23 protein-coding genes are annotated in these 22,119 nt (G+C 37.7%); 17 read left to right on the forward strand and 6 right to left on the reverse strand.

Annotated elements, in window-relative coordinates; genetic code table 11:
* Position 1: 1 nt before the first annotated feature.
* Positions 2-388 carry a hypothetical protein gene (locus Q1A31_RS19215; protein WP_299880827.1) on the reverse strand — a complete coding sequence of 129 codons (387 nt, stop codon included), beginning with the start codon at positions 386-388 and terminating at the stop codon, positions 2-4.
* A 100-nt stretch (positions 389-488) separates the two neighbouring features.
* Here Q1A31_RS19215 and Q1A31_RS19220 point away from each other — a divergent pair, with 100 nt between their 5' ends.
* The gene (locus tag Q1A31_RS19220; RefSeq protein ID WP_299880830.1) at positions 489-1,343 is read left to right on the forward strand and encodes a DMT family transporter; all 855 of its coding nucleotides are present in this window, start codon (positions 489-491) and stop codon (positions 1,341-1,343) included.
* Between the two features lie 133 nt (positions 1,344-1,476).
* Here the strand turns inward: Q1A31_RS19220 and Q1A31_RS19225 are convergent, their stop codons facing one another.
* Complete coding sequence (locus Q1A31_RS19225; protein WP_299880833.1) at positions 1,477-2,211, reverse strand: hypothetical protein; 735 nt, start codon at positions 2,209-2,211, stop codon at positions 1,477-1,479.
* 316 nt (positions 2,212-2,527) lie between these two features.
* Here Q1A31_RS19225 and folP point away from each other — a divergent pair, with 316 nt between their 5' ends.
* From folP to Q1A31_RS19285, 12 genes are all read left to right on the forward strand, one after another.
* Positions 2,528-3,391 (forward strand): dihydropteroate synthase, encoded by an 864-nt coding sequence (folP, locus tag Q1A31_RS19230; RefSeq protein ID WP_299880835.1) that lies wholly within the window; start codon positions 2,528-2,530, stop codon positions 3,389-3,391.
* 228 nt (positions 3,392-3,619) lie between these two features.
* The gene (locus tag Q1A31_RS19235) at positions 3,620-4,174 is read left to right on the forward strand and encodes a DUF924 family protein (RefSeq protein WP_299880839.1); all 555 of its coding nucleotides are present in this window, start codon (positions 3,620-3,622) and stop codon (positions 4,172-4,174) included.
* 82 nt (positions 4,175-4,256) lie between these two features.
* A complete protein-coding gene (locus tag Q1A31_RS19240) occupies positions 4,257-4,778 on the forward strand; it encodes a DUF4442 domain-containing protein (protein ID WP_299880842.1) in 522 nt (173 codons plus the stop codon).
* A 76-nt stretch (positions 4,779-4,854) separates the two neighbouring features.
* Complete coding sequence (locus tag Q1A31_RS19245; RefSeq protein ID WP_299880845.1) at positions 4,855-5,829, forward strand: nitronate monooxygenase family protein; 975 nt, start codon at positions 4,855-4,857, stop codon at positions 5,827-5,829.
* A gap of 192 nt (positions 5,830-6,021) precedes the next feature.
* Positions 6,022-7,713: an AMP-binding protein gene (locus Q1A31_RS19250; protein ID WP_299880848.1), complete on the forward strand. Its 1,692-nt coding sequence runs from the start codon at positions 6,022-6,024 to the stop codon at positions 7,711-7,713.
* A gap of 347 nt (positions 7,714-8,060) precedes the next feature.
* The gene (gene galU, locus Q1A31_RS19255) at positions 8,061-8,960 is read left to right on the forward strand and encodes a UTP--glucose-1-phosphate uridylyltransferase GalU (RefSeq protein ID WP_299880851.1); all 900 of its coding nucleotides are present in this window, start codon (positions 8,061-8,063) and stop codon (positions 8,958-8,960) included.
* A 455-nt stretch (positions 8,961-9,415) separates the two neighbouring features.
* Positions 9,416-10,486 (forward strand): DegT/DnrJ/EryC1/StrS aminotransferase family protein, encoded by a 1,071-nt coding sequence (locus Q1A31_RS19260; protein ID WP_299880854.1) that lies wholly within the window; start codon positions 9,416-9,418, stop codon positions 10,484-10,486.
* Between the two features lie 2 nt (positions 10,487-10,488).
* The gene (locus Q1A31_RS19265; RefSeq protein WP_299880857.1) at positions 10,489-11,178 is read left to right on the forward strand and encodes a WbqC family protein; all 690 of its coding nucleotides are present in this window, start codon (positions 10,489-10,491) and stop codon (positions 11,176-11,178) included.
* Complete coding sequence (locus Q1A31_RS19270) at positions 11,179-11,637, forward strand: GNAT family N-acetyltransferase (RefSeq protein WP_299880860.1); 459 nt, start codon at positions 11,179-11,181, stop codon at positions 11,635-11,637.
* Between the two features lie 78 nt (positions 11,638-11,715).
* On the forward strand, positions 11,716-13,479 hold the full coding sequence (locus tag Q1A31_RS19275) for a thiamine pyrophosphate-binding protein (protein ID WP_299880863.1): 1,764 nt from the start codon (positions 11,716-11,718) through the stop codon (positions 13,477-13,479).
* Between the two features lie 60 nt (positions 13,480-13,539).
* On the forward strand, positions 13,540-15,012 hold the full coding sequence (locus Q1A31_RS19280) for a lipopolysaccharide biosynthesis protein (protein ID WP_299880865.1): 1,473 nt from the start codon (positions 13,540-13,542) through the stop codon (positions 15,010-15,012).
* Positions 15,009-16,028, forward strand: coding sequence for a glycosyltransferase (locus tag Q1A31_RS19285; RefSeq protein ID WP_299880868.1), 1,020 nt, complete (start codon positions 15,009-15,011; stop codon positions 16,026-16,028). The genes Q1A31_RS19280 and Q1A31_RS19285 overlap by 4 nt, the downstream gene beginning before the upstream one ends.
* Before the next feature lie 71 nt (positions 16,029-16,099).
* On the opposite strand, the gene Q1A31_RS19290 is transcribed toward Q1A31_RS19285, so the two are convergent.
* From Q1A31_RS19290 to Q1A31_RS19305, 4 genes are all read right to left on the reverse strand, one after another.
* A complete protein-coding gene (locus Q1A31_RS19290) occupies positions 16,100-16,579 on the reverse strand; it encodes a DoxX family protein (protein ID WP_366943052.1) in 480 nt (159 codons plus the stop codon).
* Positions 16,580-16,622: 43 nt separating this feature from the next.
* Positions 16,623-17,390 carry a DNA-binding domain-containing protein gene (locus tag Q1A31_RS19295; RefSeq protein WP_299880871.1) on the reverse strand — a complete coding sequence of 256 codons (768 nt, stop codon included), beginning with the start codon at positions 17,388-17,390 and terminating at the stop codon, positions 16,623-16,625.
* A gap of 52 nt (positions 17,391-17,442) precedes the next feature.
* A complete protein-coding gene (locus tag Q1A31_RS19300; protein WP_299880874.1) occupies positions 17,443-18,312 on the reverse strand; it encodes a DUF692 domain-containing protein in 870 nt (289 codons plus the stop codon).
* A gap of 132 nt (positions 18,313-18,444) precedes the next feature.
* The gene (locus Q1A31_RS19305) at positions 18,445-18,711 is read right to left on the reverse strand and encodes a DUF2282 domain-containing protein (protein WP_299880877.1); all 267 of its coding nucleotides are present in this window, start codon (positions 18,709-18,711) and stop codon (positions 18,445-18,447) included.
* 308 nt (positions 18,712-19,019) lie between these two features.
* On the opposite strand from Q1A31_RS19305, the gene folB reads away from it, so the two are divergent.
* From folB to Q1A31_RS19325, 4 genes are all read left to right on the forward strand, one after another.
* Positions 19,020-19,379 (forward strand): dihydroneopterin aldolase, encoded by a 360-nt coding sequence (gene folB, locus Q1A31_RS19310; protein WP_299880880.1) that lies wholly within the window; start codon positions 19,020-19,022, stop codon positions 19,377-19,379.
* A gap of 54 nt (positions 19,380-19,433) precedes the next feature.
* Positions 19,434-19,934: a 2-amino-4-hydroxy-6-hydroxymethyldihydropteridine diphosphokinase gene (gene folK, locus Q1A31_RS19315; RefSeq protein ID WP_299880883.1), complete on the forward strand. Its 501-nt coding sequence runs from the start codon at positions 19,434-19,436 to the stop codon at positions 19,932-19,934.
* Between the two features lie 27 nt (positions 19,935-19,961).
* The gene (gene ispG, locus Q1A31_RS19320) at positions 19,962-21,176 is read left to right on the forward strand and encodes a flavodoxin-dependent (E)-4-hydroxy-3-methylbut-2-enyl-diphosphate synthase (protein WP_299880886.1); all 1,215 of its coding nucleotides are present in this window, start codon (positions 19,962-19,964) and stop codon (positions 21,174-21,176) included.
* Positions 21,177-21,243: 67 nt separating this feature from the next.
* Positions 21,244-21,996, forward strand: a complete 753-nt coding sequence (locus Q1A31_RS19325; protein WP_299880889.1) for an RNA methyltransferase — start codon at positions 21,244-21,246, stop codon at positions 21,994-21,996.
* The last annotated feature ends 123 nt before the right edge of the window (positions 21,997-22,119 follow it).

Here is a 22,119-nt window from a genome sequence, read left to right on the forward strand (position 1 = left end):
GTTAGGATTCACTTTTTGAATATTTGCCACCGAGCATTGTAGCGATAAACATCAGAATGGTTAGTGCGATACCGATAATGCTTAATTCTGCATTTTCTAAAGCTACCCATAAGAACGCAACACTGCTGATTAATCCAACAATTGCACAGTGAATCAAAACATTAGAAGTGGATAAATTGCCGGTGATATATCCACCCAAAAACATCACTCCAAAAATTGCCGGGAATATGGCAACAAATTTTAAAGCTGTCGCTATGCTATGCAACCTCGGGTAACTCGTCGCTAGACTGTTGTAACCGACGGCAACTAAAATAAAGGTTAACTGCAATACTAATATCGCAACGATGACAAAGAAGATGCCCGAGGCAATGGCTTTTAAACTGTTCATATTGCTATAGTAACAACTCATTACGCATAGGCATTGATGTAGCTCATGTCTAGAAAAAATTCACTATGTTTTGAGTTATTTGCGATATTTAATAGGTGCCATGATGAAAACGATATTACTTACCGTCCTAGCACTTATAGCTTTTGCCGGAAATTCTGTTTTATGCAGACTGGCATTAAACGATGATGTGATCGATGCGGCTAGTTTTACCTCAATAAGATTACTCTCTGGGATTATATTTTTATTGATTCTAGTAGCCATTAGAACAAAGGGAGAAGTTAATCTTAAAAATGGCAATTGGTTATCTGCGGTTCTTTTGTTTCTGTATGCGATTGCCTTTTCATATTCCTATATTTCTTTGGATACTGGTATAGGAGCCTTAATATTATTTGGCACCGTTCAAGTAACAATGATTATGGCAGGCTTTTTAAAAGGCCATCGACTCACACTTATCGAGTGGCTGGGTTTGTTCATAGCATTTTCAGGGTTAATCGTTCTATTAATGCCGGGCGCTTCGGCTCCGTCATTATTGGGATTTGGATTGATGGTTATCTCGGGAATAGCCTGGGCGCTCTATACACTAGCCGGAAAGGGTGCAAAAAATCCGTTACTAGATACGGCTAACAATTTTTTAAGAACGCTGCCCTTTGTTTTGTTACTAACCGTGTTAACGTTTAATAATGCCCAAATATCTAATCAGGGTATTTTTCTAGCCATACTCTCAGGTAGTGTAACTTCAGGATTGGGTTATGCTATTTGGTATTCTGCACTCGCAGGGTTGCATGTAACACAGGCCGCTATTATTCAGTTAACAGTGCCTATAATCGCAGCTATCGGAGGTTTGCTTTTTTCAAATGAAGTAATTACATCGAAATTAATAATCTCATCTATGCTGGTATTGGGTGGCGTTTTACTTGTGATTGTTGGCAAAAAGAAAATGGAAAAAAGCACCTAGCCGAGGCGCAATCGAGAAACGTCGGTATGTAATGACAACGGTAATGATAATGCTTCAAAGGGTGAGATTTTCATTTAACTATGAAAAAACCTGATGAAAGTAGGGGGGTGACTCTTGATTAATACTTTGTTTATTACAGCTTTGTGTAACGGTGCGCAGATTGAACTGTTTGATCAAATGACACGTTTTCTCCTTTTTTTAGACGCTCAATCAAGTCATGTAAACCGACGGCGCCAACACTGTTATACCAGTTTTCCATAGCTTGTCTGGCTATATTATAAACGGGCTTGTCATTGCGTACAGCGTCTAGCCATTGATCGTGAGTCTTAAGTTTATTCAATGACATTCTTGGGACTATTTTTGTGTATTTGGGGTTTTTGCAAATTAATACAGCCAAGCCTTCATCGAACCACATCGGTACTTTATTCCAGTGAGATCTTCCCAGGCGTTTATTGAATTCTGCATGGGCGAGCTCATGGGTGATGGTGGTTTTGTTCTGTCCTTTGTTGGATAGGAAAACGGTATCATCGTTGATGGTTTTGGCATTTGCATAAACGCCACCGAATTTTTTGAAGCACTTTTTGGTAGAACAGGCATATATCTTGGGTGATGATTTAGTGCTACCGAAAAAGGTGTTAACGCTATCTTTAGATTTTTTGACCGTTTTTAATAGTTCTGTTCTTTGCTTTACCGACATTTTAGGGTCAACGAAGATATCTGGGGCAATACGCATCATGCCAATGCTAAAACGATTGGCATTAGATTTTGTGGTTGGTTCTGGATTCTTATTACTGAGCTTGGTGGGGGCATGGCTGCAGGCAGAAAGAAAACTTAACGATATTGTTAGTAGGGTTAAGACTTTAAACATATATGGAACGTTGTTTTCCAATGGTAAGTATTTGCTAATCATAATATAGAGAATTTGTTTTAAGCAAATAAAATAAAATTATAAATGGTTCGTTTCTCATTCTATTTAACTCTCTACTGAGCATTCTCGTAACTAATCAGAATCGGAACAAGAATCAGTTATTAGAATTAAATGATGAAAAATGCGCCAAAAGTAGGGGGGTGTGCTTTAATTAATAATTATTGTAATTCTCTACGTTTAAATGTGTATGACAGAACAAATAAAAAATTCAAAGCCCCAGAAAGCCGTGCCTAAGATAGCTATGCCTAGAATAGACATGTCAACGTTAACGACGCCACAGATAATGGGAATCCTCAATGTGACGCCTGATAGCTTTTCTGATGGCGGACAACATTACCAAACCGAAGTTGCGGTGAAACGCGCATTTCAAATGAAGCAAGAGGGGGCCACGATTATTGATATCGGCGGTGAGTCTACTCGTCCCGGTGCGGATCCTGTTTCTGCAGATGAGCAGATTGCTCGTGTTATTCCCGTTATCCAAGGCATTCGCCAGCAAGATAAAGACATCACGATAAGTGTTGATACCACTTCTAATACAGTCGCTGAAGTTGCGATTGATGCGGGTGCTAACTGGATTAATGATATTTCTGCAGGAGAAGATTCAATAAATGCTGATGGTTCAGAGGAGATTCTGCGACTAGCTGCGAACAAGAATGTACCTATTGTGTTAATGCATCGTCAGGGTAAATCGAAAACCATGCAAGATGCACCTTATTATGATGATGTCTGTGCTGAGGTGAATGACTATTTACAAGAGCGCGCCGAGCTGGCTTTAAAAATGGGTATTGCAAAAGAGAATATTATTCTCGATCCCGGTATTGGCTTTGGTAAGTTGTTAGAACACAATCTGGCTTTACTGGCAAATCTCGAATCCTTGGTTGATTTAGCTTATCCAATTTTATTGGGTACCAGCCGCAAACGTTTTATTGGTGAAATTATTAGCCAAGAGAGTGTTGATAAGGCAGGTAAAGATAACCCGGAAAAACGTGTAGCAGGTACATGCGCGACGACTGCATTGGGCGTTCAGGCAGGCGTTTTGATATTTAGAGTGCATGACGTTATTGAGAATAAACAGGCTTTGGATGTTGCATTTCAGATTAAATCTAAAATTAATCAATAAAAATAAATAAGATTTATTCGACAAGGAATGGAGTACGCCTGCTATACTCTCTAAAATGGAGCGAACGCTCGCTTTATTATTTGTGTTGAGTCGTGATACGTTGTTATTCTAAATTTGCTAGTAGTTATTTGAATATTGTACGTCTACGATTCTTACAGGAATTAACAAAGGATTATCCTGATTTAGCTAATATTAAGAAAGTCACCCCCCCACTTATGGAGGTTTTTTATGAACATTGATAATCGAATTTCTGAAGTACTGTCATTCTGGTATGGCGATGAAATGAAGAAACAATGGTTTTCATCTACGCCAGAACTGGATGCTGATATCAAACAACAGTTTGAATCTTTGTGGGAAGAGGCGGCCAATCATAAACTGGATTCGTGGAAGCAGACCGCAGAAGGCTGTTTGGCTTTGTGCATTGTTCTGGATCAATTTCCCTTGAATATGTTTCGCGGTGAAGCGAAAGCGTTTGATACTGAGCAACAGGCAGTGGCAATTACCAAACATGCGATTGAGAAAGGTTTTGATAATGATATCGATGACAGTACAGTTTCATTTTTGTACATGCCTTTAATGCACAGTGAAAACCTGAATGATCAGGATTTGTCCGTTAAAAGTTTTAAGCGAAGAAAGCTGGATGGCAATATCCGATTTGCCGAACACCACCGCGGACTTATTGTTGAGTTTGGACGATTCCCACATCGAAATGAGACATTAGGTCGAGTAAATACCGCTGAAGAAGTCGAATATCTGCAATCTGAAAGAGCCTTCAAAGGCTAAATTATAAATCAAATACAACTATACTAATTAATAGAAAAATAGCGCATAAGTAAGTTATGACTGCGCTTTTTAAGGAGCACGTTTGGAATCTACACATCAGCAAGCTACAAGCACATCACAAGAACCGGGACATCGCGTTATCCAGTTGTGGAATAAACTGGGGCACAACAAAGCAGGTCGTTTTCTCTATAATATTATTCTCGGTCGTGCAGTACCCTATACAGGATCTATTGGCGCTCAGGTGTTAACACTTGAACCGGGTTATGTGAAAGTAGCGCTTAAAGATAGAAGAGCAGTGCGCAATCATTTGAAAAGTATTCATGCTATTGCGCTGGCTAATCTGGGGGAAATGGCTAGTGGTTTGGCGATGATGTCGTGCATTTCGGCATCTACGAAAGCCATCGTGGTTAACCTTGAAATTGAATATGTAAAAAAAGCTCGTGGTCGTTTAATTGCAGAAGGGCATGCTAATCCACCGGCAAATGTCACAGAGAAAACCACTACGATTGTTGAAGCTATCATCAAAGATGCTGAAGGGGATGTGGTGTCACGTTTGAAAGTACATTGGTTACTTTCACCTGAGGACAAGAGTAAATCTGCATAATGGTTGATACTTCTATACGTTCTGATTTTACAGACTTACGTACTCTTTCAACAATAAAAATTCGGGCTATTCACTTATGAAAACTGCATTTACTGATCATGCAAAGGTAGAAGTTCCTCTGATTTGCGGGCCTATGTATCCGTGTTCAAATTTTGAATTAGTGGCTGCTGTATCAAAAGCAGGTGGACTAGGTGTGGTTCAGCCAGTCTCTCTGACGTTTGTACATAAGCAGGATTTCAGGCAAGCGCTGCGAGATATCAAAGCGATTACAGATAATCCCATTGGTATGAACGCATTGATTGAAAAATCATCAAAACGCTACCATGATAAAATGGTGGAGTGGGTCGATATCGCTTTGGAAGAGGGCGTGCGCTTTTTTATCACGTCTTTGGGAAATCCGAAATGGGTGGTCGATGCGGTAGAGCCACATGGTGGCATTGTTTATCACGACGTCACTGAAAAGAAATGGGCGCAAAAAGGTATTGATGGCGGTGCGCATGGTTTGATCGCGGTGAATAATAGAGCAGGTGGACATGCAGGTGCTAAAAGCAAGCAACAACTGCTGGATGAATTAGGCAGTTTTAATGTGCCGATTGTGTGTGCCGGAGGTATAGGTAACGAACAACAATATGCCGAGGCAATGGAAATGGGTTTTGCGGCATGTCAGTTAGGAACCCGTTTTATTGCAACCAAAGAGTGTACTAGTAGCGTACCTTATAAGGAGGCGATTGTTGAAGCTGATGAAGATGATATAGTACTGAGTGAACGCATAACTGGCGTTCCTGTTTCCATTATCAATACCGATTTAATCCAGTCACAGGGAACAAAACCTGGAAAATTTGCCAGCTGGTTATTGAAACATCCCAAAGGCAAGCACTGGATGAGAATGATTTATACGATTAGAGCCGCGTTTAAATTACGCAAGTCATCGATGGATGAAACGGGTAAGCAAGAATACTGGCAGGCCGGAAAAAGCGTTGCCGGAATTGATAAGATAGAACCAGCGGGAGATATCGTTGAACGTTTTAAACAGGCCTTATTAAAACACTAATATGTAATTAATCTATTTAACATTAATTACTGGTTATCCATCTGAAAAACCAATAAAAAATTGATAAATTGAGCTATATTAAATAACGAGACATGTATAGTTAAATACCAAGCAAAGAAGTTTAGAAATAGACTCAACAAATAAACATAAAAAACAAAAAGATAAATAGAAAAATTACCAAGGAGATATTTAGTGGAAAAGGTATGGTTGAAGAATTACCCACCAGGGGTTCCAGAGTTTATAGATACGAATGAGTATAAGTCCTTAGGTGATTTATTCGAGCAATCGATAAATCAATTCAGAGATAGACCTGCTTATTCCAATCTTGGTACCACTATCTCCTATGATGAACTCGATCAAATGTCTCGTGATTTTGCTGCATACCTTACTGATGTTAGAGGTTTAAAAAAAGGCGATCGCATTGCGATTATGATGCCGAATCTTATTCAGTATCCAATCGTTTTGTTTGCGGCTTTACGTGCTGGATTAATCGTAGTGAATACCAACCCACTTTATACAGATCGTGAGCTTGAACATCAGCTTACAGATTCTGGTGCTATAGCCATAGTCATTCTGGATAACTTTGCACATACCTTAGAAGAAGTTATCGAACATACCGAGTTAAAAACAGTAATCACGACTAAGATCGGCGATATGGCGCCTTTCCCTAAATCATTACTGGTTAATTTCGTAGTGAAGTATATAAAGAAAATGGTGCCAGCATTTAAATTACCCATGGCTATCAGTTTTAAAACGGCATTGGCAGAAGGTAAGGGCAAAACTTTCGCAGAAGCTGAAATCGGTCATGACGATGTTGCTTTCCTGCAATACACCGGTGGAACAACGGGTGTCGCTAAAGGAGCAGCATTAACGCATGAAAATATGATTGCGAATTTACTCCAGGCTTATCATTGGGCGTCTAAAGATTTAATTGATGGCAAAGAAACGTTCATCACCGCTTTACCGCTTTATCATATCTTCTCATTAACGGCGAATGCGATGTTCGCAGTTAAGATTGGCGCTAAAAGTGTGTTGATTACGAACCCAAGAGATATGGCGGGTTTTGTTAAAGAACTATCCAAGGAAAAGTTTTCGTTTATCACGGGAGTAAATACTTTATTTAATGGTTTATTGAATACACCGGGTTTTGATAAATTAGATTTTTCGAATCTTAAGCTAGTATTAGGCGGTGGTATGGCCGTTCAGGAATATACTGCTAAAAAATGGAAAGAAGTCACTGGTCATGTGTTAATCGAAGCATATGGATTAACCGAGACTTCACCAGCAGCAAGTATTAACCCGTTAGATCTTGAAGGTTTTAACGGCAGTATTGGTTTTCCTATTTCCTCAACCGAGATCAGTATTCGTGATGAGAGCGGCAAAGAATTAGGGTTTGGTGAGCCAGGTGAGCTATGTATTCGTGGACCACAGGTAATGAAAGGTTACTGGAATCGTCCTAAAGAAACGGCCAATGTATTAAGTGATGATGGTTGGTTGCGCACAGGTGATGTCGCCGTTGTTTCAGAAGACGGTTATGTAAAACTTGTCGATCGTTTAAAAGATTTGATTATTGTTTCTGGTTTTAATGTTTATCCAAATGAAATTGAAAATGTTGTGGCGCTTCATCCCAAGGTACTTGAAGTCGGTGCGATAGGGGTAAACCATGAAAAATCTGGAGAGGCCGTAAAGATATTTGTCGTTAAGAGCGATGACAGCCTGACCGAAAAAGAACTTCAAGATTACTGTCATGAAGAAATGACCGGTTATAAATGCCCTAAGTACATTGAGTTTGTTAATGATTTACCAAAGAGTAATGTTGGTAAAGTTTTACGAAAAGATTTACGTAAATTAAACGAAAAGAATGAAACTGATAAGAGTGCTTAGCACTTTTCAAATCTTACATGACTTAATCGCAGAAAGGCTCAGCGCTAAAGCTTTGGTGTATGACCTATGACCTTGAACTCAGGAAAGATGATTGCAATTTTAGTGTTTGTAAAAAGACTAATTGAGTGGAGTTTATTGTTTAATAAAAAACTGCCCTAAAGTAGGGGGGTGTGTTTATTTTATATTCAGGCGTAAAATCTAAAGAAAGTATTTTGCATGTCATGTATCCGACTAGCTGTAATGACTCTAGCGTTAATTTATGAGAAAATAGTATAATAATTAAGCAGATCATTTGTATTTGATTTGCTGGGCTTAATTATTTTTTTAATTTTGGAATAATACTAATAATGAAAAAAACAAAAGAAATCCGTAAAGCAGTCATTCCTGTAGCTGGTTTGGGTACGCGCATGCTTCCTGCCACTAAAGCAATTCCTAAGGAAATGTTACCTGTCGTTGATAAACCGATGATTCAATATATTGTGAATGAGTGTATTGCAGCAGGTATTACAGAAATTGTACTAGTGACTCATTCAAGTAAGAATGCCATCGAAAACCATTTTGATACGAGTTATGAACTAGAGTCTACGCTTGAAAAGCGTGTGAAGCGTTCATTGCTTGATGAAGTAAGATCTATTTGTCCTCAACATGTGACTATCATGCATGTAAGACAAGGCGTTGCTAAAGGCCTAGGCCATGCAGTTTTGTGTGCAAAACCTCTTATCGGTGATAACCCTTTCGCGGTTGTGTTACCTGATGTTTTGATTGATGAAGCGAGCAGTGATCTGACGACTGAAAACATGGCTGAGATGCTTAGATTATTTAATGAAAACGGCGAAAGCCAGATTATGGTCGAGCCTGTTCCTATGGAATTGGTTAGCAGCTACGGTGTAGCCGATTGTAATGGGCATGAAATTTCTGCAGGTAAATCAGCAAAAATGACACAGGTTGTTGAAAAACCTCCAGTGGATCAGGCGCCATCTAATCTGGCTGTGGTGGGTCGATATGTTTTACCTGCTTCTATTTGGGATTTACTGGCACATACTCCGGCAGGTGCTGGAGACGAAATCCAGTTAACGGATGCTATTGCGATGTTAATGGAAAAAGAAACAGTAAATGCTTTCCATATGACGGGTAAAAGTCATGACTGTGGATCTAAGCTGGGTTATATGATGGCGAATGTTGAATATGGTCTACGTCATCCAGAAATTGGTGATAGATTTAAAGAGTATCTGAAGTCTGTAAAATAGTATTTCTTTATACTTCTATCTCATAGAATCAGAATCTCAAAAACTACTAGTCTTCCTGGACTAGTAGAATATTTCTCATAGGTATTACTGCAACTCATTGAATGTCTTTGCAGTAGCCATTCTCTAGTGACCCCCCTTCTTTGTTAAAATAATACTCTCTTTAATCTCTCTATTTAACTGTGTAAGTATCTAATATTTAATAATATTTTACCTTGTTATCTAAAATGGTATTTACTACTTAAATACTCTCTCTTTCATAGATATTTCACCAAAATATCATTCTGTCCATATTACCTTTCTGTTAAAACCTACCTATTAAATGGTGCATGCTACCAATTGTCTCAACTCGATTTGGTTAATCTTTGATCAGTTTTAGAATATTCGCATAACAAAAATAATCTATTTAAATTCTAACAAATATAAAAAATATTATGATCTATGTAACCAAAATATACATGCCAGACAGGGAAAAGTTTAAGTCATATATCGATGGTATCTATGAAAGCGGATGGCTGACGAATAATGGTCCTTTAGTTCAAGAACTTGAGAAAAAGTTAGAAGATTTCCTCGGAGTAAAAAACTTACTGTGCCTTTCTAGTGGTACTGATGCGCTTCAATTTGCGTATCGTTTACTTGAAGAAGAAGATAAAGAGGTAATAACAACGCCTTTTAGTTTTGTATCTACAGTTAGTGCAATAGCAGCTGAAAGGTTAACACCTGTATTCGCTGATATTGATAAGGATACATACAATATGGATCCTAAAAATATTGAAAGGTTAATTAATGAGAAAACCTGTGCGATTGCACCTTGTCATGTGTTTGGTAACGCTTGTGAGATAGATGAAATTGACGCTATCGCAAAAAAGCATGACCTAAAAGTGATCTACGATGCTTCTCATGCTTTCGATGTGGAATACAAAGGTAAACATATACTGGGATATGGCGATATGTCGATCATCAGCTTCCATGCGACTAAGATGTTCCATACGGTTGAAGGCGGAGCTATCGTTATAAAAGATGATGCACTCTACGAAAAGGCTAAAGTTGTTCGTAACTATGGTATCGACGCACCAGATTCTGTTTCGATGCTGGGTGTAAATTCGAAGTTAAATGAAGTAGGCGCTGCAATGGGTCTATGTATGCTTGAAGAAGAAGATATTATTCACAAAGAGCGTAAAAAGAGCCACGAATTCTATACGCGAAAACTCAAAGAGTTCGTACAGTTACAGCAAAATAATCCATCAGCTGACCAAAGCTACAGTTATTTCCCTGTTGTTTTTGATGATGAAAATGAAATGGATCAGGTAAGAACAGCATTGTTTGAAAGGGGCGTGGCAGCTCGTCAATACTTCAAGCCATCTTTAGATACACTACCTTATGTAAATTGTAGTGAAGTTATGGAAAACTCTAGAGATATCGCTAGCCGTATTTTGGTTATCCCAATGCATTCAGGGGTAGAGCCAATGGTTGCCGAAACGATTATTGATACGCTGAGCAATATGCGCACTTATGAGCAGGCTAGCTGAAAGTGCTAGTTGGGAGTAATCAGCCTTATTTGTTTCCATATATTGGCTATTGGCAGCTAATGAATCTGTCTGACACATACGTGATATCAGACAGCATGCAATACATAAAAAAAGGCTATGTAAATAGAAACTATATTTTGTTAAACGGCGAGCGTCATAGATTTAGTCTGGAAGTTATGGGCGTTAATGGAACATCGCCTATTAATGAAGTAAAAGTTGGAAATAATGCTCGTAAAATAATTAGCACGATTAAGCTCAATTATAAAAAGGCGCCACATTTCAATGAGGTTTTTCCGATGATCGAAGCATTATTACAAAATGAAGAGAAAAACTTAGCCAGATATTTGGGGCATTCAATTCAAGAGATTGCAAAATACCTTGGAATGAACACCAAGTTTGTCTATTTAAGTGATTTACAAGGCGAGACAACGTTAAAGTCTCAAGATAGAACCATTGATATTTGTAAAAGGGCAAATGCTGAAAAATACGTCAATGCCATAGGTGGCCAAAGTCTCTATGACAAAGAGTCATTTAAAAAAGAAGGAATGGAATTGTCCTTTTTAGAAGTGGCTGATGTTGAATATAAGCAGTTTCATAATGACTTTGTCCCTCATTTATCAATCATCGATGTTTTGATGTTCAACTCTAAATCTGAGGCGAATAAACTGCTAGGTCAGTTTGTTCTTAAATGAATGAGTTCTCAGGAAATAAAATTTGAAATTAAAGAATTATCAGTTCTGGAAATCAGCGATTTTTTCAAAGCGCATGATAATGATTATTTCGAGAAACTCAGCGATCGAGTAAATATAAACGAATACAGCGAAAAATTACTAGAAAGTTCCATTCAGTTTACTTTATGGGATAACGTTAATTTGATAGGTCTCTCACCTTGTTATTTCAATAACGTTGAAGAAAAGGTGGGATACATCTCTTCCTTAACGATTAAAGAAGGATTTAGAGGTCGAAAACTAGGCTCAAAGTTGATTGCCAGGATTGGTGAGTACGCTAAAGAACATGGTTTTAATGTAGTGATGGTCAAAATCCATTACTTAAACGAAATGAGTCATCAATTTTATAAAAAAAATGGGTTCACTGACTTCATTGCAGATAAAGAAAATGCCTTTCGATTATTAAGACTTGAAGTAGAGTGATTCAAGTTATTCATCACTCATTATTTTTAAAGTTTCATCTTTAAGACTATAAAAAACAATAATTTAGGAATACACCCAATGAAAGTATCAGATTATGTGATTCAGTTTTTAGTAGACAATCATATTGATAAAGTCTTTAGCTATATCGGAAAAAATGCGCATTTATGTGATTCTATTGATAAGCATCCTGAGATAGAGAATGTCTTTACGATTCATGAGCAGGGAGCAGGATTTGCCGCTGATGCGTATGCGCGTGTTACTGGCAAAAGTGGAGTGGCAACGGTTACAAGTGGCCCAGGTGCGACTAATTTGCTGACCTGTATTGCAGATTGCTATTTCGATTCAGTGCCCACCCTATTTATCATTGGGGATGTTCCTCCGAGTGAATGTAAAGGTGATAGAAATATCCGCCAGTTTGGATTTCAGGAAACCGATATGGTCGTTCTTTCTGAATCAATAACAAAACATGCCATTCAGATAACTGATTTAAAAGATATGCGATATGAGTTAGAAAAAGCCTATTTTATTTCACAGGAAGGTCGAAAAGGTCCTGTTTTAGTGAGTATCCCAGAGAATTTACAGTTCTTAAGTGATTTTAATCCAGTAGAAATTGAATCGTTTTTTGGTAGTGATGAGCATAAAGAATTACTAGAGAAAAATGCGGTTAATACTAAATTAGCGGCTGATATAGAGAAGACGGTTAAGCTAATCAATCAAGCAGAAAGACCGGTCGTTTTAGTAGGTGGTGGGGTACGACTTGCTGGTGCAGAAGCTGAATTAATGAAGTTTCTTGAAGCGACTCAAATTCCGATGGTTTACTCCTTAATGGGTAAAGATTCTATTACCAGCGAATATAAATATAATCTGGGTTTTCTAGGTAATTTCGGTACGCGTCACGCAAACTTAACAATCGCAAATTCTGATTTATTAATAGTGCTTGGATCTCGTTTAGATAACTTGCAAACAGGTAGAAAAATTGAAACGTTTGCTCGTGAAGCTCAGAAGATTCAAGTTGATATAGATGCTAATGAGTTAGGTATCAGGGTCGATATGGATTTATTGATAAAGGAAGATGTGCGTGAATTTCTGTATCAATTGAATCTTCGAAAGTATTCAAATGAAATCGACTTTTGGCATGAAAAGGTCTTAAGCTACAAAGCGCAATATCCAGCAGAATACAATAATGATAAAACTGATAGATTGGGTAACCAGATCGTTTACCAAATTTCTAAACATTTAGAAGATGATGATTGTGTTTGTGTCGATGTAGGCGAGCACCAAATGCTGGTTGCGCAATCACTTAAACCTAAAGCTAAACAACGTGTTTTGTTCTCTGGTGGTTTTGGCTCGATGGGGTTTGCACTTCCTGCGGCAATTGGCGCAACCCTGGCAACAGGGAAAAGAGCGATTGTCATTACTGGTGATGGTGGTTTCCAAATGAATATTCAGGAATTGGAAATCATAAAAAGACGAAAACTACCAATTAAGATATTCGTGATTAATAACGAAAGTTTACACATGGTTAAACTTCGTCAGGATGCTTACCTAGAAGGAAACTCTGTAGGTTCAATCAATGATTATAGTGTACCTAATTTTAAGAAAATCGGTAAGGCTTATGGCATCAAGAGTCATCAAGTGACTGAGTTAGAAAAAATTAAAAAGAGAATCGATAAAAGTTTACAAAATGATGATTGTGAAATAATCGATATTCGTGTGCAGGCGGACATTACAACCGTTGAACCGAGATTAGACTTTAATCGTTCTTTTGAAGATATGAGACCGTATTTATCAGAAGAAGAAATGAGTGATCAAATGGTCATAGAGCCAAGTAAAGTTAGCTAGTGATAAGCTAAAAGGTGAAATTAAGCAATTTTTCATATTTCGCCTTAGGAAATCATAATAGTGAGTGATCTAAAAACAAAAGGTCTAAAAGCATTTATCTGGGATTTACTTGGTAACTTAGGTACGCATGCTTCTAGCCTGATCGTAACTATATTTCTGGCAAGACTCTTAGAACCTAGTGATTTTGGTTTAATTGCGATCATTATGGTTATTGTTTCAGTCGCCACTATATTTTCAGATGTAGGTTTGGGTGGCGCTTTGATTCAGCGCTCTAAAGTATTACCGATACATTATTCATCGGTATTCTTTTTTAATATTACAGCGGGTTTTTTATTGACCTTGCTAACGTATTTATCTGCAGGTCAAATATCACTATTTTACAATAGCCCACAACTGTTACCGTTAATACAAGTGATGTCGTCACTGTTTATTATTAGCGCTTTCCATGCAGTGCAAAGTGTCATATTAAGAAAAGAACTTAATTACGAATTACTGACAAAAGTTAATTTAATCGCCTCGATAATCAGTGGCGTCATTGGTGTGTTATTAGCGTTTTGGGGTGCTGGAGTATGGAGCTTAGTTGCTCAATTGATTTCTAGAGAAGTATTGATCAATATTTTAATTTGGAGCAGAAGTAGCTGGGCTCCCTCGTTAACCTTTTCTTTTAAAGCATTAAAGCAACTGTGGGGCTATGGGATGAATATGTTCCTCGCAGGGCTTTTGGATACCATCTATGAGAGGGCAGACTACCTGATCATTGGAAAGCTGTTTGCTCCTGCAACCTTAGGTTTCTTTCATCAGGCGAAGCAGTTGAATATGCTGGTGGTAAAGTACTCTGCGGGTAGCTTGATGTCAGTGTTATTTCCTGTTTTGAGTAAAATTCAAAATGATCTGGAACAATTCAGAAGAGTCGTTATTAAATCCACAGGTATTATCAGCTTTGTGACTTTTCTGATTATAGGTGGCTTATTCTTGGTGGCAGATGAATTAATTGTTTTGTTATTGGGCGCCAAATGGGAAGCATCTATCTTCTATTTTAAAATACTGGCTCTCAGTGGTTTTGCCTATCCTATCAGCGCGCTCATGGTGAATGTGCTTAGTAGTCGCGGTAAATCCAGAGCTTTCCTAAAGCTGGAAATTTATAAAAAAATAATTCAATCAATCACATTCTATGTGTTGTTTGCCTTTGGTATTAAGGCGTTTTTATATAGCTTGATCGTTACATCTGCATTGGGTACATCATTGAATATCTTTTTTGCAGCGCGCGAATTAGATTTGTCATTTTGGACAATAGTTAGACCGATCTTAATTCAAGCGTTTATTGTTTTTCCTGCAGTCATTATTACTCTATTGCTTACTGCGCAAATGGATCTCTCAGATTTCCCCATAATGCTGCTGAAAGGAACAATATTTTTAGTGCTTTATCTTTTGATCAATGGGCTTTTAAAAGTTAATGCATTCAAAGATGTTTTAGAACAATTTGAATCACTACTCACTATGTTTAAAAGTAGAAAAAAAGAAAAACTCACATGATAAATAAAACAGAAAAAGAAATAACTCAAAACTGGGAAGGGAATGAGATAAAGGTCAGCGTTACATGTGTTGCCTTTAATCATGAGTACTGTATTAGTGAAGCACTCGATAGTTTTTTAATGCAAGAAACAGACTTTGCATTTGAAATTCTGATTAATGATGATGCTTCAACGGATAGAACCGTAGAAATATTAAAAGAGTATGAAAATGCTTATCCCAATATTGTAAAGCCAGTTTATCAAGCAGAAAATCAATTTTCGCAAGGTGCTAACACCATGGCAATTCTCTTTCCTAAGATTCAGGGAGAGTATGTTGCATTTTGTGATGGGGATGATTATTGGATAGATAAAGATAAATTAAAAATTCAAGTGGAAGAAATAGAGAAATATCCTGATATCGATATGTGTTTTCATTCTACTTATAAACTTGTCGATAATGTGAGGGAAGAAATAACATCAAGGCATGCTGAAGAAACAAAAGTATTTACACCTCAAGAAGTCATTTCTGGAGGAGGTGTCTTCTGCCCAACAGCATCATTACTATTTACTAATCGTTTAATTTCATCGTTACCTGATTGGTTTCAAACTGCACTACCAGGTGACTTCGTTTCGCAAATAATGGGGGCAGCTAGAGGTGGAGCATTATATCTAGATCGTCCTATGGCTGTTTATAGAGTGGGTGTTGAAAGTAGTTGGACTGTTGGAGAGTCACTAAAAACTTCTAAACGAAGGCAGAGTGGTTTGAATAAATTTAAGGAGCAATTGGACTTTATCAATCAGTATTTAGACTTTAAGTTCAAGGATGAAATAGAGGAAGTTTTACATGATGCAAATTTGGATTTTATAAAAACAAGAACGATAGATGTGTCAGTGAGAGCAGAAGTCTACGAGCAAAACAAGGCATCTTTCTCAGTGAAAACTAAAGCTCTATGGTACGTCCTTTTTAGAAATCAACATTTACTTAATTCTTTGAAATTTGTGGCTACATTAAAAGATAGACTTTTATCGCGAGCATAAGTATTTCGTTTGAAATTTACAAAAAAAAAGCGACCTTATAAGGTCGCTTTTTTTTAGCTTTTAAAATTCTATCAACTATTTTTCCAACGATTACTAATCATCTTGTCAATTGATAAACCACCTGGGCCGAATGCAAATAACACAGCTATCATGGTACCCCAAGTAATATGCTGCCATTGACCAGCGGCAGAAAAATCATCTGCGACAGAAACAATGTAATAGGTAGCAACAGCATTAAGAATGAAGAGTGCCAAGGCAGCAGGTCGTGTTAAGAAACCTAGTACAAACAGTACAGGTATAATGATTTCAGCATATGTTGCGAGATAAGCACCTGTAGTTGCTATTTGTTCGGATGCATAAGGCATGTACTCCCATTTGAATAGGTCAATGGTGCTGGATGTCAGCATAAAATCACTACCTATTTTTGTAAGGCCTGACTTAAAAAATACGTAAGCAAGATATAGCCTAAAACCTAACAACATGAGTGGTTTTAAAAATAAATTGAGCGGAGCACAGTCACCAATTAAAAAACCTGCTAAAAAATTCTTCATATTTCCTTCTCCTGAAACAATATATTAAGTAATAAAATGTTTTCTAGTTTCTATTAAAAGACTTTATCCAACCTTCTTGAATACACCTATTTAAATGACTAGGTAAGTGCTCACCAAATTTACCGGCTAGCTGCGTAATGTTGTTTTTTTCTGAGATAGCCGTTAGGAAATCCCAGTAATCCTGATAATTAGTATCAAGTTGTGTAATCTTGATACCATCAGTTCCTTTCCAGATTAAAAGTTGCACACCTTCGTCTATATTCACATCTTCAAGTTTTATCTCACTTCCATCTTGGTGAGCAAACCATATGAGATCAATACGATAACCTGACTCTATTAGACGCAAACTTTGCTTTAATTCGAACCAAACGGTAGCTTGTTCTTCTTCAGTGAGGCTTGCCATCTCTGAGAAATCCACTGACTCTAGAATGACTTCGTGCCAAACTTGGTGTCGTGCCCATTCTAATGCTGCTACATCAGATAAATATGAAATTGATTTTGCAGGTTCAAATTGTTCTAAGAATTCTGAAAAGGCACCCCCGTACTTTACGAAGAATGGGCTTGTAGGTGGATATTTATCAATAAAGACATCGCACATATGATCAAAGAATTTCTCACCAACGAGACTTTTGGTTACAGGAAATGTAACTCCAAGAGAGCTAGTCAATATGCCGTGCACACTACCTCGATAGATACCTAAGCGTTGCTCTGCAGTTAGCCTGTCATCACCCGTTACATGTTTAGCAGCAGTACTATTATTCTTTTCAAAAATTGCACTGATAAAATCTTGCTGCAGCTCTTCTAAATTCATATTCGAATACCTGCAAGTCTAATTCTGTGTTCGTGCAAATTATAGGGGTAGCTTAAGCACACAATGGTAAAACCTTCTGTTGGATAGCTTTTGCTTTATTGGCTTCTTCCATGACGCGTTGTAAAGAGGGGATGTCGCTATCCCATTCTATCAATACAGGTACATCACCAAAATGTTCGACAGCTTTAGTGAATAAGTCCCAGACCGGGTCAGTGACAGGTCTACTGTGTGTATCTAGTAAATGTGTGCCATGATCTTCATAACCTGCTAAATGCATTTCAGCTATTCGTTCTTGAGGCATCGCATACAAGTATTCGTCTGCATCAAATAGATGATTTTGAGAGCTTACATAAATGTTATTAACATCGAGCAGTAATTTACAATCACTTTTGCGTGTAACTTCATTTATGAAGTCCCATTCTTTCATTTCTGAATCTTTAAATTGTAAATAGCTTGATACATTTTCAATCACTATTTGTTCACCCAAATAATCTTGAACTTGCTTAATTCTATCTACGATATGAGTGATTACTGATTTAGTGTAGGGCAGGGGAATCAAATCATGTGTAACAACACCATGAGCTGAAGTCCAGCATAAGTGATCAGAAATCCAGGCAGGTTGTACTTCATCTTTTAGTTTTTTTAAGGATTTTAGAAAATCCATATTAAGTGGATCAGTCGACCCAATGGATAGTCCTACTCCGTGAAAAGTTACAGGGTAGTCTTCACGAAATTTGTATAAGTATTCCCTTTGGCTAGTGCCTTCTATCAAATAGTTATCACTAAGTATTTCAAACCAAGGTATATCGGGTTTTTGTTCTTTTATCTCATCGAAGTGTTCTAAACGTAAACCTATGCCGCAACCCTGAATGGTTGGCAGTGCATTTGTTTGTATCGTTTTTTCTGAGTTTTGATTTCCCATCAAAATGACCCTGATCTCCCAAAACGAGGCAATTATACTCTATTGGAATTTTTAATTCTTAAGATAAAAAATTACCCCCAAAGAGGGGGCAATTATGGTTTCACTACTAATTTTTAAGTATAAAAAATCAGTTTAGCTTTTTTTAGCTTTAACTGTTCCACCAACAATCTTTGTACAGGTTCCCTCTGGAACGTATACCCATTCTTCAGCTTCACCATCAGTCTTAGCCATTCCAGCACAAGCGTGTTGGCTAGTTCCACAGTCATTCTTACCTGCTTTTGAGATACCTGTACACTTTTCCATTCCTGGCTTGCCAGCTAGAGCAGCAGATGAAACAGTTACAAGGCCGATAGCCATAGCGCTAGTTAGTGCTGTTTTGATTAGGTTCTTTTGACTCATTTGTATAACTCCTTTGTAAGTAATTGTATTTGTTAATTTTAATTAATAGAAAATGAAATTATTTCTGTTCTTTTTCACTGGTAATACTCAATGAAAAAATTCACAAGCTTTTAGAATTGATCAGTGTAACTTGTTTAGCAATATACGAAGTATTAATAATATCTGGATGCAAAAAAAGAAAATTATTTTTAAAGAAATATTAAAAGTCTTATATTTCGATCATATGGGGTATGCTTATTCCATAAGCTTTTTAGCTAACTATTTCACCTGATCTAGTATAATTTGTAGAAAATATAAAAGGAATTTGAATGGATATTGTTTATATTCGTGATTTACGTTTGGATGCAGTAATAGGGATTTATGACTGGGAAAGACGTATTCAACAACAAATTAACGTAAACATCGAAATGGGCTGGGATAACCGTAATGCTGCTCAATCTGATGATATTAAAGACACCTTAAATTACAAAGAAGCTGCAAAGCTAGTGAAAGATCTTGTCGATAAAAGCGAATTTCAACTGGTAGAGGCGCTTGCAGAACACATAGCCGAATTATTGTTGGATAAAATGAGTATTCCCTGGATAAAAGTTTCTCTCGGTAAACCCATGGCAGTCACAGATTCTGCAGAAGTAGGTGTTATTATAGAAAGAACACGAACGCCAGTTTAATTGTCTTTAGTAAATAAGTTTTTATAAATGTTAGACCTGATTAAGGTATAGAAAATGGTTGCTGTATTTCTCGATATTGGGAGCAATATCAATCGAGAGGCGAATATTCAGTCTTGTGTCGATGAACTAATTAATAAATTTCCTGATATCTTTTTTTCTAAGTCATACGAAAGTGAAGCCTTTGGTTTTGAGGGAGATGCCTTTATTAATCTATCTGCAGGTTTTGAAACAGATTTGAGTTACCCAGAATTAAAAATATTTCTTAAGGGAATTGAGAATCAGCATGCACGTAAGAGAAGTCAAACTAAATTTATATCGCGTACCCTGGATGTTGATGTGCTTTTATATGGAGATCAGATTTTACATCCGGATAATGATGTTCCGCGTGCTGAAATTCTAAAATTTCCATTTGTACTGTTTCCTTTAGCTGAAATAGCTGCAGAAATCGTTCATCCAGAGCAAAATAAAACCATTGCTGAACTAGCAAATGAGTCTGAATTAGATAAAAATAGCATCACTGAAGTACCTGGTTTTCCAAAGCTCAAGATTCGATAAAATCCTAAACAGAAAAGCTAATTCATAATGCCAAAAACAAATCGTAAAAAGACACTTGCTGTTAACGTAGACAATATAATTATTGGTGGAGATGCGCCTGTCGTGGTGCAATCAATGACGAATACGGATACAGCTGATGTAGTCCGAACCGTTAAACAGGTTGCTGAATTAGCTAAAGCAGGTTCTGAACTTGTGCGTATCACCGTGAATACCATGGAAGCCGCTGAAGCAGTTCCGGAAATCAGAGAACGTCTGGATAAAATGGGGTGCGATGTCCCATTGATTGGTGATTTTCATTTTAACGGACATAAGTTGTTAAGTGCGGTGCCTGAATGTGCCAAAGCCTTAGCCAAATACCGTATTAATCCCGGAAATGTGGGAAAAGGTAAGCGCGGTGATGAACAGTTCGCACAGATGATTGAGTTTGCGGTTAAATACGATAAAGCGGTTCGTATTGGCGTGAACTGGGGATCATTAGATCAGAAGTTATTGGCAAGAATGCTGGATGAAAATCATCAGCTAGATGAGCCAAAAGAGTTGTCAGAAGTACAACATAATGCATTGATTGAATCCGCATTAGGCAGTGCCGCAAAAGCAGAAGAGTATGGATTGCCAGATAATAAAATTGTTATTTCATGCAAACTCAGTAGTGCTCAAGAACTAATTAAAGTGTACGAAGAGCTTTCGTCTAAGTGTGAATACCCGCTGCATTTAGGGTTAACAGAAGCGGGAATGGGTAGCAAAGGTATTGTTGGATCTACTGCAGCACTCGCTATTTTATTACAACAAGGCATAGGGGATACGATACGTATTTCACTGACACCTAAGCCGGGTGAAGCGCGCGAAAAAGAGGTGATTGTAGGTCAGCAAATTTTACAGTCTCTTGGTCTGCGCTCATTTACGCCTCAAGTCGTCGCGTGTCCGGGTTGTGGTCGCACCACAAGCGATTATTTTCAGCTTTTAGCGCAAGATATTCAAACTTATTTACTCGAACAAATGCCAATCTGGAGAGATCAATACCCGGGTGTTGAAGAAATGTCAGTCGCTGTCATGGGGTGTGTGGTTAACGGTCCAGGTGAAAGTAAACAAGCAAATATAGGCATTAGTTTACCCGGTAGTGGTGAAAAACCAGTAGCTCCCGTTTATGAAGATGGCGAGAAAACAGTGACTTTGAAAGGCGATAGCATTGCTGAGGAATTTCAGCAGATAGTTGAAACCTACGTTCAAAGTCATTACTCCTGATTGATTCACTCATAATCCACTACTCAAAATCTTTCATTCATAACTTTTAATTCATAGAAAAAATATCGTGCTAAATAATATTCGTGTTGTGCTCGTACGCACTTTTCATCCTGGTAATATCGGCTCTGCGGCCCGTGCGATGAAGACAATGGGCTTAAGTGAGCTTTACTTGGTTGCCCCAAAAGATTTCGAAACGCAACAAGCCAGAGATGAAGCGACAAAGATGTCGACAAGTGCTGACGATATTGTGAAAAGCGCAACACAAGTCGATAATTTATTTGATGCAATAAAAGACTGCACGGTGGTTGTTGCGAGTACGGCAAGAACACGCGGTTATGATCTGCCTGTTTTGAATCCTGAAGAAACGGCAGAAAAGCTGTATACAGCCTCAGCCACGAATAAGGTAGCTTTGGTCTTTGGGCCGGAAAGAATGGGGCTTATCAACGAGGACCTCTCCCTGTGTAAATATCGTGCGACTATTCCGACAAATCCTGATTACAGCTCTTTGAATATTGCAGCGGCAGTTCAAACTTTTTGTTATGAAATATTTAAGCAACACCTGGCTGTATCGGGGGATGGGACGCTAAATTCAGATGACAGAAATAAAGCGCCAAAACAATACCCTAATACACAACAGATGGATCTGTTTTACACGCATCTTGATGAAACATTAACAGAGACGGGGTTCATTTTTAAGAAGCATCCCGGTGAAATAATGCAGAAGTTACAGACCTTGTTTAATCGCGCAGAGATGGATGAGACTGAATTGAATATCATGCGAGGCATTCTCGCTTCTATTCAAAAAGAACTTAAAGACTAAAAGCGTTATTCAATAACAAAGTAATATCATTAGAAAAAAGTGCTCCAAAGTAGGGGGGTGACCAATGCCGTTGAATTAAGACTATAAGCCATTGATAGACATAGTATACTACCTTTCTTATTA

The sequence above is a fragment of the uncultured Cocleimonas sp. genome (genome assembly GCF_947495625.1).
Classification (GTDB): domain Bacteria; phylum Pseudomonadota; class Gammaproteobacteria; order Thiotrichales; family Thiotrichaceae; genus Cocleimonas.